Below are 12,499 nucleotides of genomic sequence, written 5' to 3'. Positions count from 1 at the left end.
TTCAACCAGCTCAAACACTGGCGCGGCATCGCCACCCGCTTCGACAAACTCGCCACCGTTTACCGCGCGGCCGTCGTACTCCACGCCGTGATCACCTGGACCAACACATTGTCAGACATGACCTAGCGGCCTTCTCCGGGCTGCGCTGGGGTGAGCTGGTAGGCCTGCTGGTCCGGGATATCGACCGGGAGAACATGGTGGTCCGGGTCTCGCGGAAGGTCGCGCAGATGCAGGACGGTGAGCTGGTCGTGGGGCCGACCAAGTCTGCGGCCGGTGTCCGTACGGTGGCCCTCCCCCGGTTCCTGGAGGAGGACCTGGTTGCGCACCTGCCCGAGTTCGCCGAGCCGGGCCGCGACGGGCTGCTGTTCACTGGCAAGCGAGGCGGCGTCCTACGGCGGGGCAACTTCCATCGCGAGACGGACTGGGCTCGTGCAGTTGTCGCGGCCGGGTTACCCAAGGGCTTCCACTTCCATGACCTGCGGCACACGGGAAACCAGATGGCGGCGGAGGCCGGGGCGACCACGCGTGAGCTCATGCAGCGGATGGGCCAGAGCACAGTCCGGGCGGCGATGATCTATCAGCACGCGACGAGCGCGCGTGACCGGCAGATCGCGGAGGAGCTGAACGCGCGGGTGCAGCAGTACCGGACGGCCGGGCAGAAGCCTGACGACGGTCCGGATGACGGCGCCACTGGTGCTCCAGCCCCAGTGGGCTAATGGCACGGGAATGGCACGAACGCGACGAGCGGAGGTCCCCAAGATCGGGTTCCGCCGCGCGAAATATGCCGCCGACCTGGGTCGGAGAGATGGAGCGGGCGACGGGAATCGAACCCGCGTAGCCAGTTTGGAAGACTGGGGCTCTACCATTGAGCTACGCCCGCATGCGGTACCGGCAGCCCCGGTGCGCGTCGCCAGTCTAGCGGGCCACGCTAGAGTGATCGCACCGCCCCACCGGGCGGACGGGATGTGGCGCAGCTTGGTAGCGCATCCGCTTTGGGAGCGGAGGGTCGCAGGTTCAAATCCTGTCATCCCGACCATAGGCCTTTGACCTGCGAGTTTACCCCCTTCTCGGACCGTCGGACGCGGTTCGGGAGCTGGCGCGGCGCTCAGAGACCCTCCGCTTGGAGAATTTTGACGTGCCGTTCAAACACCTCGAACGAGCCCCTGAACCGTCTCAGTCATAGATCGACGAGTGGGCTCGGTCACTCCGAGCAGAGAACAGATCACGCCGGACGGATCCGCACCCACACCGATGCCGCACGGTGGCCGCACTGGCGGGCCCCGGAATGAGTCGAGCGAGGTTACGAAGAGTCACGTCCGGGATTGTCTCAAGCAGGGTGATTTCAGTCCTGTCTTTCACTCACGAAGACGTTGTCGCTTTGTACGTCAAGTCCGCTGCAGAGCTCTGGGCGGCCGCGCACTTGTTGACGTTTCCTTGACGGAAATGGTGCGAGGATGCGTGATTCATCCGCGTGCGATGGCTTCGCCTGCCTTGGTCCAGTTGCTCCGCAGGTTGTCTACATAGGACTGGGCCTGCGCACCGGGTGCGGTGCCGCGCGCGAACGCCTTCATGTTGCCGGGGCCGGTGTTGTAGCCGAGGGCGAGCAGCTCGCCGGTCGTGTAGCGGCCGGACGGGTGGGCCGGGAGCTGGGTGGCGAGGTCGTGGAGGTACCACGCCTCGGCCTGGATGGCCAGGTCCGGATCGTCGGGTAGTTCCTGCCAGTCCCGGCCGGCGAAGGAGTGTCCTTGCTTGGTCTCGTCGAACGTGGCGCGGTGCATGTTCGCGATACCGAAGGCGGCGTCCGGGTTGAGCCGTTGCCAAGCTCGCTCCAGCGCGGGGTCGTGCGGCTTGTAGGACTCGTTGTAGAGGATGGCCATGACGAGGTGCGGGTCGACTCCGGCTTCCTTGGCGTGCGCGACGACCTGGGCGGCGAACCGCGCCGGATCCTGGGTCGCCACGACGGCCGAGGAGCTGGTGGCCGGTGCGCTGGGCCGGCTCGTCGTCGTCGCCGGTCCAGGGCCCGCCGAGCCGGATGTCACGGTGCATCCGGCGGCCAGGGGAACCAGCGCGCATGCGACGAGCCACCACCGATTGCGCTGACGCATGGCTGCCCCTTCCGGTGCGGTTACCGGGCATGACGCTACTTCATGAGAAAAGCGCGCCGTCCGCGTCCGGAGTAGATGGCAATGGGGCGCACGCGTCCACTCGAATGGGTGATCCACGTCCTTCCGTCTGTCCATAATGGTCTTTCTCGTGGCCCGTTGTCCGGTGCTTGTGTGTTCGTTGCCACCCGGGTGCTGGCGGATCAAGCGAAGACTTAACTTCGGGGCTGGTAGGACATCGGCGAACCAGTTGCCGGCCGGTGTGCGAATTCGCCTGAATTCAGCGCATTCCGGCTGAATGTCACAGATTTCGACAGGATATTCGTTGACCGACAACCTGACCACGTCCGTTGAGTACGCCGCGGTCACCGCCGAAGCGTGGCGCGAAGGAACGGCACCGGCGAGGCTGCACGAGTTTTTCGAGCAGGCCTGTGACCAGACGCCGGATCGCGTCGCCCTCGAGTGCGGTGCGGAACAGCTGACCTACCTCGAGCTGGACGAGCGTGCGAACCGCCTGGCGCATCTGTTGGGGCGTCACGGTGCCGCGGCCGGCGCACGGGTCGGGATCCTGATGTCGCGGTCGACGCATCTGTACGTGGCGCTGCTGGCCGTGCTCAAGACGGGCGCGGCATTCGTCCCGATCGATCCGGCGGCGCCGGCCGACCGCGTTTCCTCTATCGCGGCGGACGCCGCGCTGGATCTGCTGCTGGTGTCCGGCGAGCTCGCTCCGGTGGCGGATGGCGTCTCCTGCCCGGTGCTGCGGCCGGAGGCGCTCGGGGCGGAGCTGGCGGGCGAGAGCCCGTCGAGGCCGCGTCTGTGGCCGCCCGACGACGAGTCGTGCTACGTCATCTATACGTCGGGATCGACGGGCAGGCCGAAAGGCGTCGAGGTCAGCCAGGCGAGCATCTGCAACTTCATCAACGTGGTGTCGGAGGTTTACGGCGTCCGCCGCACCGACCGCGTGTATCAGGGCATGACCATCGCTTTCGACTTCTCGATCGAGGAGATCTGGCCGACCTGGGCGGCGGGCGCGGCGCTGATCGCCGGGCCGGCCGGAGCCGACCGCATCGGGGCGGGGCTTGCCGGTTTCCTGGACCGTGCGCGCGTCACGGTCCTGTACTGCGTGCCGACCGTCCTGGCCACCATTGACCGCGATCTCCCGTGTGTGCGGGCACTACTCGTCGGTGGCGAGGCGTGCCCGGCGGAGCTGGTGCAGCGGTGGAGCCGTCCGGGCCGCAGAATGCTCAACACCTACGGCCCCACCGAAGCGACGGTGACCGCGACCTGGTGTGAGCTGCTTCCCGGCAGGCCGGTGACCATCGGCCGGGCCCTGCCGACGTACCGGATCGTGCTGCTGGACGACGATCTGCGCCCGGTCCCCGCCGGTGCCGTGGGGGAGATCTGCATCGGCGGGCCGGGTGTCGCACGGGGGTATGTCAACCGGCCGGAGCTGACCGGCGAACGGTTCCTGGAGGACCCGCGAATCAGCGGTGGCGGACGGCTGTACCGCACGGGCGATCTGGGCCGGGTGCTGGCGAACGGGGAGATCGAGTACCTCGGTCGTGCCGACAGCGAGGTCAAGATCCGCGGCCACCGCATCGACCTGCAAGAGATTGAAAGCGTCCTGCTGGAAGATCCGGCCGTCACCGGAGCCGCCGTCGCGCCGCATCCTGACACGCCGACCGAGGATCTGGTGGCATACCTGGCTTTCACGCCGGACGCCGAGCACGATCAGGCCGCGCTCATCGCACGGCTGCACCAGGTGCTGCGGCAGCGGCTGACCGGGGTCATGGTTCCCGGGTTCGTCGAGGTGCTGCCCGTGCTCCCGTCGATGCCCAGCGGCAAGGTGGACCGGGCCCGGCTGCCGCACCCGTCGGGGCAGCGGTTCGCCGGCCGGAGCGGGGCTGTCGTGGCCGCGGAATCCGGTGCCGAACGGGCCATCGCGCGGGTGTGGTCCGAGTTGTTCGGCACGACACCGGACGCCGTGTCGGTCGAGGCCGACTTCTTCCTCGACGTCGGCGGGCACTCGCTGCTCGCCGCCCGCGCTGCCTCGCAGCTGCGCGAACGTGGCCTGGCGCCGGAGGTCTCGGTCGCCGACATCTATGCCCACCCCACGATTCGTGGCCTGGCCCGCCGGCTGGCGGACCGGACGCCCGCGCCACGGCACGTCCGGTCAGGGCCCTCCGAGACGCCGCGTGTGACCGGCTGCGGCAGTGCGCAGCTGGGCGCGATCGGGGTGCTGCTGCTGGTGTTCGGGGCGCCGGTGGCGACCGTTCTCGGCCTGTCCGGCGGTGTACTGTCCGCCAGCACGGTCTGGACGCTCGTGGCCGTGGCCCCGGTGACCTATGTGGTCGGCCGGTTCGTGCTTCCCGTGCTCGGGATTCGCCTGCTGGCAGGGGGGCTGAAGCGCGGTGAGTATCCACTGTGGAGCGTCATGTACTTCCGGTTGTGGCTGTCGCTGGCCCTGCTCGCGGTGGCTCCATTGCAGACGATGAGCGGCTCCCCTCTCCTGCCGTGGTATCTGCGCGTGCTCGGGGCGCGGGTCGGCCGCCGCTGCCAGCTCGCGAGCGCGAACGTGTCCGTGCCGTCGCTGCTGAGCATCGGCGACGACGTGAGCATCGGCTACGGTGCGCACGTCCAGCCCTTCCGCGTCACGGACAACCGGCTGCTCATCGCGCCGGTCGTGCTGGGCGATGGCGTGTTCGTCGGCGCGAACGCCGTGGTGGAGCCGGGTGCGGAACTCGGCACCGGGGCGAGCCTCGGCGAGATGTCGGTGGTGGCGGCGGGCCAGCGCATTCCGGCCGGTGAGTACTGGTCGGGCTCGCCCTCCCGGCGTTGCGCGCAGGTCGATCCGCTGGTCGCCGACATGCGAGCGCGGCCCTCCGGGCGCATGTCGCCTCTGTTGCGCGCCGGGTACGCGGCCGCCTGGCTGTTCGTCGAACTGCTTCCGCTGATTTTCCTCGTGCCGTCGGTGGTGCTGGGCAGCTGGGCGTACCTGACGCACGGTGTGGCCGGTGGCTGGTGGGCCTGCCTGCTCGCCGGACCGCTGTCGGTGGCCACGACGTGCGTGGTGATCGCGGCCGTCAAGCGGATCGTGCTGCCCTCCACCGCACCCGGGGTCCACCGGGCCGCCTCCGCGTTCGGGCTTCGCAAGTGGGTGGTGGACAAGCTTCTGCAAGCAGGCCTGGCGGCGACGAACTCGCTGTACGCCACCCTGTACACCCCCTGGTGGTTGCGCGCCCTGGGCGCGAGAATCGGGCCGCGGTCGGAGGTGTCCACCGCCGCGCAGCTCGATCCGGACCTGCTGACCCTCGGCGCCGAGAGCTTCGTGGCCGACATGGCCGCGGTCGGCGCCGCAACGCACTGCCACGGCCAGATCGCGCTCGGGGCCACCAGCGTCGGGCATCGCTCGTTCCTCGGAAACGCCGCGTTCCTGCGCTCCGGTGCCACGGTCGGCGACGAATGCCTGATCGGCGTGCACACTCGCGCGCCCGATGGCGCTGTGCCCAGCGGAACGTCCTGGCTCGGCGCACCGCCGATCCACCTGCCCCGGCGCCAGGACAGTGGCACGTTCGGTGAGCAGCTGACCTTCCGGCCGACCCGGATGCGCGTGCTCGAACGGCTGGTCATCGAGTTCTTCCGCATCGTGTTGCCCGGCTGCCTGCTGGCCGCGGCAGGCTATGCGCTGCTGCTGGCCGAGCTGTGGGTCACCCGGATCGCCGGTGCGGTCGCCGCCGTCCTGCTGGCGCCGGTGTCGGCCCTGCTCAGCGGGCTGGCCGTGGTCGTGGCGGTGGCGATGATCAAGTGGCTCGTGGTCGGGCGGTACCGGCCGCGGGTCGAACCGCTGTGGAGCCGCTTCGTACGGCGAACCGAGTTCGTCACGGCACTGTACGAGACCGCCGCGGTGCCCGCCCTGCTCGGTTCACTGACCGGAACGCCGCTGCTGGGTCCCGCGCTGAGGCTGTTCGGTGCCAAGATCGGCAAGCGCTGCTGGATCACCACGACCTATCTGACCGAGTTCGACCTCGTTCACCTCGGCGACGGCGCGTGTGTCGGGGCGGCCACCTCGTTGCAGACCCATCTGTTCGAGGACCGCGTCATGAAGATGTCCATTGTGGACATCGATGCCCGCGCGAGCCTCGGAGCGCGCTCGGTGGTGCTTTACGACAGCGCCGTGGGGGAGGGCGCCACGGTGGCCGCGATGTCGCTGGTCATGAAGGGCGAGCACCTGCCTGCCGGCACTGCGTGGCAGGGCATCCCGGCTCGCGCCGAGTCGCCGCGGTGATCGAAGCCCGGCCGTCTCGCTACCTGGTTTCCGCCGGTGTGGTCGTGAGAAGGCGGCGCACCGGTGTGGTCTCCAGCTTGCGTATCAGGGCCGTGGCCGGGCGGCGGATCAGGAACCAGCCCACCAGCACCACCAGGCCACCCAGGATGAGGCCGACGGCGACGTCCCTGGGGTAGTGGGCGGCGATGTAGACGCGGGAGAACGCCAGCAGCAGCGCGGCCACCGTGGTCACCGCGGCCAGCCGGCGATGCACCAGCAGCAGGCCGACCGCGAGAGCGCCGGCCATGGTCGCGTGGTCGCTGGGGAAGGAGTAGTCGGTGGAGCGGTCGGCCAGCACCAGCAGCCCGGGCGTCGTCGTGTAGGGCCGGGCCTCGTGTACCGCGTTCACGATGGGCTGGTTCACTCCCACCGCGACGAGCGTGCCCACCCCCGCCCACAGCGCTGCCGCCATCCTCGCCGGGTCGCCGCTGCGGCGAGCCAGCCACAGCCCGGCGACGAGGAACACGGCGAACAACGCCACACCGTAGGTGGCGTAGCCGTACATGATGCCGTGCAGCCAAGGGGTCGCCCGCGCGAACGCGTTGATGTCTGTCATGAGTCCGCCCTCGTCCGTTTTCATGCCGTCCACGCCCTGGTCTACTACAACCGCTGTAGAAGTTCTACGCTACCCGTGGGCGAACGAGGAGGGCGGTTTGGGCTCCCAGTCGGGCAGGGAAGACGGCGGCGAGAACGTGGGGCGGTCGGCGCGACGCCGTGCGGGCGAGTTGTCCGGGCAGGTGCTCGAGGTGCTGCGCCAGGCCACGGCGGCGCTGACACCGGCCGACGTGCAGCGGCGGCTCAGTGCGGCGGGGACCGGGCCGTTGTCCTACAGCACGGTGGTGACGACGCTGTCCCGGCTGCACGAACAGGGCGCCGTCGAGCGCTACCGCACCGGGCGCGCCTTCGCCTATCTGGCGGTCGCGGACTCGGCGCTGGCGGCCCGGCGGATGCGCCGTGTGCTGGACGACCAGGCCGACCACGAAGCCGTGCTGGCCACCTTCGTCAACGATCTCTCGCCCGCGGACGAGCGGCGGTTGCGCGCGCTGCTCGGCGACCCCGATACCGGCGCCGGTTCGAGAGAGTAGGTCAGGCCAATGCGCGTCGCGGTCTATCTCGCACTGACGTTGCCGTTGCCGGCGGCGCTGTCGGCCCGGTGGCTGGCGGCCCGGCTCGATCCCCGCATGGCGACGTGGCTGTTGACGATCGCCACGGTCGGGTTCGCCGGTGCCAGCGGCCTCGCGCTGACGGCGCTGGCCGCCACGGAGGTCGGCCAGATCCCGCTGCTGGCCTCGGTGGGCGACTGGTCGGTGCGGGTGCTCCGCCGCGACGACCCCGCCTCCACGACGGAGGCCCTCGTCGCGTGCGTGCTGCTGGTCGTGGTGCTCGCTGCCGCGGGTCGTGCCCTGGTGCGTCGCGTCCGGGCGTTGGTGGCCGCGGCCCGCACCGCGCACCGGCTGCCCGTCGACCCCGCGACGCGGGTGGTGATACTCGACGACGAGGTCCCGGATGCCTACGCGATGCCGGGCCTTCCCGGCAGGATCGTGGTGTCGACCGGGATGCTCGACGCGCTCGACGAACCGGAACGCCGGGTGTTGCTGGCTCACGAACGTGCCCACCTGAGCTGCGGTCACCACGTGTTCGTGACGGTGGCCTACCTCGCGGCCGTGACGAACCCGCTGCTGTGGCCCCTGGCCGCGGCGGTGCGCTACACGTCCGAACGCTGGGCCGACGAACGTGCCGCGCGCGAGGTCGGCGACCGCAGGCTGGTCGCCCGCACGATCGGCAAGGCCGCGTTGCTCACCCGCCGCCGTCCCGCCGCACCGGCCGTGGCGCTGGGCATCGCCACCGGGGCGATGGCGAGGCTGCGCGGGGCCGGTCCCGTTCCCCGCCGGGTCGCCGCGCTGCTGGCCGCGCCACCGCCCCGGCGGCGGCTCCTGCTGGCCGTCGTGCTCGGTGTTGTGGCGCTGGCGGTCCTCTCCAGCGCCGAGACGGTGCGCGACCTGCACGCGCTGTTCGAACTCGCGCAGGCGGGCAAGCCGTAGCCCGAACTCCGGCTTCACACGACACCTACTACAGTCGCTGTAGAAGTTCGTCCGGTGGCTCGTGGTGGCCGTTTCACAGGGTGCGGGGAGATCGATCGGTGCATGACAGACCCGGCTATCCGCGCGCGGGTGCCAGCCGTCCATCCGGTGGGCCTTCTCGGCCGGGCACTCGAGCGCCGTCGCCGGACGCGCCGGCACGCAGGCGGCGGATCTGGCGTCGTGTGCGGCGGAGCCTGTATGTCCTGATCGGACTGTCCGTGCTGGGGCCGCTGATCGCGTTCATCGTCCTGTATCAGCTCGTGAGCGTGCCGGACCCGACCTCGCTCGCGGCGAGCGAGAACCAGCCGGTCACTTTGTACTATTCGGACGGCTCGGTGCTCGGCACCACCACGGGTGCACCGAACGGCCAGCAGTTCGCGACGTGGGACCAGATCCCGGCGTCGATGAAGAACGCGCAGATGGCCGCCGAGGACGAGACCTTCATGACCAACTCCGGTTTCGACCTGAAAGCGATCGTGCGCACGGTGTTCAACCGGCTGGGCGGCGGTACCGGCGGCGGGTCCACGATCGGCCAGGAGTACATCAAGAACGCGACCGGCAACAACCAGGCGACGTTCAGCCGCAAGATCGTCGAAGCGGTCCAGTCGTACAAAATGACGCGAACGTACTCCAAACAGGACATTCTCACCGCATACCTCAACACCGTCTATTTCGGACGGGGGGCGTACGGGATCAAGTCCGCCGCACGGGCCTTCTACAACGAGGACGTCAGCAAGCTGACCACCGAGCAGGCCGCGCTGCTGGCCGGGCTCGTGCAGCTACCCGGCTACGCGGACAGTCCCGCCTACGAGCAGGAGCGCTACACCTACGTGATGGGCCGGCTGCTGGCCAACCACTGGATCACGCAGGCCGAACACGACTCGGCGGCCTTCCCCGCTCCGCTTCCGGACACCGGCCACACCACCGGCCAGAACTCCCCGGATCAGCGTTACCTGGTGGACGCGGTCATGGCCGAGCTGAACCAGAAGGGCTATTCCGAACAGGATCTGGCCCGCTCGGGCGCGAAGATCTACACCACGATCCGGCCGGACGCCCAGAAAGACGCCGAGCAGTCCGTCTCGAAGATCACGGCCGCGGACACCCAGTACCCCGACGAAGGTGCCGCGCTGGTCTCGGCCGATCCCACCAGCGGCGGCGTCGTCGCCTACTACGGCGGCGACGGCTCCACGTCCTACGACCTCGCGATGACGCCGCAACAACCGGGCTCGTCGTTCAAGCCCTACGTCTTCGCCGCGGGTCTGCAGGCCCAACCCGGCCAGATCGGGCTGAACACCGTCTACGACGGCAGCGACAACCAGACCATCGACGGGCAGCTCGTGCACAACTCCGACGGCGAGGGTGCGAGCCAGATCACCGTCAAGGACGCGATGACCAAATCGGTCAACACCGTGTTCTACCGGATGGGCGCGCAGGCCGGCGTCGGCGCGGTCCGCCAGGCCGCGTGGGATGCGGGAATCCCTAAGCAGATCACCTCCTCGCTGGGCAGCACGTTCGACTCGTTGCAGAACGACGACCCCGCCACCGGCAAGGGCACCGGCACCACCGAACTGGGCATCTCGATCGGCCAGTACCCGGTGCGGCCGATCGACCAGGCACAGGGCTACGCCACGTTCGCCAACGACGGGAAGTACCTGCCGCTGCATTTCGTCGCCAAGGTGATCGACAACACCGGGCAGCCGCTGTACCAGTTCGACAGCCAGGCCCGGCCCGCGTTCGGTGACGCCGGTACGAGCTCGACCGTCGCCCGCACCGTCACCGCGTCGATGACCGACGTCGCTTCGTCCTCTATGGACGGTCTGCGCGGCGGCCGGCCCAGTGCCGCCAAGACCGGCACGGCGCAGTTCAACAACAGCGGCCACAACTCCGAAGCGTGGATGGTCGGCTATACCCCGCAGGTGGTGACCGCGGTGTGGTTCGGCAACAAGAAGCAACCCGCGCCGATCTACGGCAACTACCACAACGGAATCGGCAGCAATCACGGTTACGACGTCTACGGCCGTGAGGAACCGGGTTACATCTGGCAGGACTTCATGAACACCTATCTGTCCGGCCAGCCCGTCGAAGCCTTCCCCGGTGCGCCAGCGGCCGAAGTCGCCGCGCCTACCGCGACGTCCGACGTGACGACGAGTGTGCCGCCGAGCCCGGCCGGCACGCCCACCACGGACACCCCCACGACGACGGAATCCTCGTCGCGCCGCAAGGGGGGCCCGCCGACCTCGACGTGCGTCGTCTCGTGCCCGAGCGCCACCGGCACCGCGTCGCCGACACAGGCGGCCACAAGCGCGGCGCCGGGCAACATCGGGAGTTCCCAGTGACGATCACGCAACTGAAGGCACGGTGCGTCCCGGCGTTGCCCGCCGTGGCTTTGCTCGTGCTGTTGTCGGCCATCGCGCACGGGATGCCGAAAGACCTCGGCGACGCCGACATCTACCGCCTCGGCGCGGTCACCTTCCTGCACGGGCACTCGATCTACACCCAGCTTCCGGTGTCCACCATCGCCGGTCCGCTGCCCTACACCTACCCGCCGTCGTCGGCGATCCTGTTCACCCCCTTGGCGCTCGTGCCGCCGTGGATCGGGTTCCGGCTGCTCACCGCGGCGACCGTGCTCGCCCTCATCCCGCTGGTGCTGGCCTACCGCGCCGGCGCCCCGTGGCTGCGGGCACTGCTCGACCGGCGCTGGAAAGTCGTCGCCGCCGCGATCGCGCTCCTGGTCGGGCACCCGGTCGCCAACACGATTTTCTGGGGCCAGATCAACGTGTTGCTGATGACGCTGGTCGCGCTGGACTGCCTGGTGCCCAACACCCGCTGGCCGCGCGGAATGCTCGTCGGTATCGCCGCCGCGATCAAGCTGACCCCGGCCGGTTTCGTGCTGATCTTCCTGCTCCGCAAGGACTATCGCGCGATGTGGACCAGCGCGCTGACGTTTCTGGCGCTGACCGTGTTCACCGCGGTACTGGCGCCCAGTGATTCCTGGTTCTACTGGACCAACCGGGTCTTGCACGCCACGGACATGCGCATCGGCGGCCCGCTGGCCAACGAATCGGTGTTCGCCAGCCTCACCAAACTCGGTGTCTCCGGCACCGCCCTGACCGTGACCGGCGTGCTCGTGGTCGCGGCCGTCGGTGTGCTGACGGTGCTGGGCACGAAACGCGCGGTCGCCGAGAACAACCTGCCGCTGGCGCTCGGCGTGAACGCGGCCGGTGTGCAACTCGTCGCACCGATTTCCTGGTCGCACCAATGGGTTCTCGCGCTCCCGACCGCGGCCGTCGTGCTGATACAGGGCTACCGGCGGCACCACGGGCCGCTCCTGATCACCGGCGGAATCGCCGTCGCGGTCATCTGGCTCGCGCCGCACTACCTGATGCCGCAGAATCCCGCGATCTGGTCCGTGGCCCAGAAGATCGCCGGAAGCTCCTACCAGCTCGCCGCGATCGCGTTGCTCGCCGTCACAGGCGTCCGGTACCTCACGCGGCGCCCCGCACCGGCATCCACCACCAAGATCGACAGAGATTTCGAGCTGGCCGCATGACTTACGACCACAACCAACGTCGGCCCGGCGACGCCGGGCAGGGCCAGCGCGGCCGCTACCAGCCGCCTCCGCCCGCACGAGCCGGGATGCGGCCGCCTCCGCCCGCACGAGCCGGGATGCGGCCGCCCCCGCCCGCGCGGGCCGGGATGCGGCCGTCTCCACCCGCGCGGCCTGCCGAGCGCGCACCGCAGAACCGGGGTACGAGCCGGCAGCTCGGCCGCGTCGATCCCTTCTGCTGGATCGCCGCGGGACCGCTGTTCATCGTGGGCGTCGGGTTGGCCGTCATCGCCGGGAACGTGTGGATCGGCGTGGTCGGGGTCGCCTTCTCCGCCGCGCTGGTGCTCTTCGACGCCCGCGTCAACCGGACGCCGGTGCCACCCGCGCCCCGCAGCACATCCCAGGCTCCCGCACGCCGGCCGCCTCAGCGCCGGCAGTAATGCCG

General features: G+C 69.6%; 9 protein-coding genes and 2 tRNA genes. 8 read left to right on the top strand and 3 right to left on the bottom strand.

The genetic code is table 11. The annotated features are described in order from the left end of the window. Positions 1-17: 17 nt before the first annotated feature. Entirely contained in the window at positions 18-716 is a 699-nt protein-coding gene (locus HFP15_RS24645; protein ID WP_312871736.1) for a tyrosine-type recombinase/integrase, read from the top strand. 90 nt (positions 717-806) lie between these two features. Here HFP15_RS24645 and HFP15_RS24640 read toward each other — a convergent pair. Continuing rightward, positions 807-880, bottom strand: a tRNA-Gly gene (locus HFP15_RS24640). Between the two features lie 79 nt (positions 881-959). On the opposite strand from HFP15_RS24640, the gene HFP15_RS24635 reads away from it, so the two are divergent. Then, positions 960-1,036: transfer RNA gene (locus HFP15_RS24635), tRNA-Pro, on the top strand. A gap of 427 nt (positions 1,037-1,463) precedes the next feature. On the opposite strand, the gene HFP15_RS24630 is transcribed toward HFP15_RS24635, so the two are convergent. After that, a complete protein-coding gene (locus tag HFP15_RS24630; protein ID WP_168519097.1) occupies positions 1,464-2,105 on the bottom strand; it encodes a transglycosylase SLT domain-containing protein in 642 nt (213 codons plus the stop codon). 322 nt (positions 2,106-2,427) lie between these two features. On the opposite strand from HFP15_RS24630, the gene HFP15_RS24625 reads away from it, so the two are divergent. After that, positions 2,428-6,387, top strand: a complete 3,960-nt coding sequence (locus HFP15_RS24625) for a Pls/PosA family non-ribosomal peptide synthetase (RefSeq protein WP_246271984.1) — start codon at positions 2,428-2,430, stop codon at positions 6,385-6,387. A gap of 19 nt (positions 6,388-6,406) precedes the next feature. Here the strand turns inward: HFP15_RS24625 and HFP15_RS24620 are convergent, their stop codons facing one another. After that, complete coding sequence (locus HFP15_RS24620) at positions 6,407-6,982, bottom strand: phosphatase PAP2 family protein (protein ID WP_168519095.1); 576 nt, start codon at positions 6,980-6,982, stop codon at positions 6,407-6,409. A 97-nt stretch (positions 6,983-7,079) separates the two neighbouring features. On the opposite strand from HFP15_RS24620, the gene HFP15_RS24615 reads away from it, so the two are divergent. The 5 genes from HFP15_RS24615 (at position 7,080) to HFP15_RS24595 (ending at position 12,494) form a co-directional block, all read left to right on the top strand. Then, complete coding sequence (locus HFP15_RS24615; RefSeq protein ID WP_246271983.1) at positions 7,080-7,511, top strand: BlaI/MecI/CopY family transcriptional regulator; 432 nt, start codon at positions 7,080-7,082, stop codon at positions 7,509-7,511. 9 nt (positions 7,512-7,520) lie between these two features. Next, on the top strand, positions 7,521-8,468 hold the full coding sequence (locus HFP15_RS24610) for a M56 family metallopeptidase (RefSeq protein WP_168519094.1): 948 nt from the start codon (positions 7,521-7,523) through the stop codon (positions 8,466-8,468). Positions 8,469-8,689: 221 nt separating this feature from the next. Continuing rightward, complete coding sequence (locus HFP15_RS24605; RefSeq protein ID WP_168519093.1) at positions 8,690-10,843, top strand: transglycosylase domain-containing protein; 2,154 nt, start codon at positions 8,690-8,692, stop codon at positions 10,841-10,843. Then, positions 10,840-12,057 (top strand): glycosyltransferase family 87 protein, encoded by a 1,218-nt coding sequence (locus HFP15_RS24600; RefSeq protein ID WP_312871734.1) that lies wholly within the window; start codon positions 10,840-10,842, stop codon positions 12,055-12,057. The genes HFP15_RS24605 and HFP15_RS24600 overlap by 4 nt, the downstream gene beginning before the upstream one ends. Beyond that, a complete protein-coding gene (locus HFP15_RS24595; RefSeq protein WP_168519092.1) occupies positions 12,054-12,494 on the top strand; it encodes a DUF2457 domain-containing protein in 441 nt (146 codons plus the stop codon). Before HFP15_RS24600 ends, HFP15_RS24595 begins: the two co-directional genes overlap by 4 nt. The last annotated feature ends 5 nt before the right edge of the window (positions 12,495-12,499 follow it).

It is taken from the genome of Amycolatopsis acididurans, from assembly GCF_012328925.1.
In the GTDB taxonomy this organism is placed as follows: Bacteria; Actinomycetota; Actinomycetes; order Mycobacteriales; family Pseudonocardiaceae; genus Amycolatopsis_E; species Amycolatopsis_E acididurans.
This window is presented reverse-complemented; position numbering and strand designations above follow the sequence as displayed.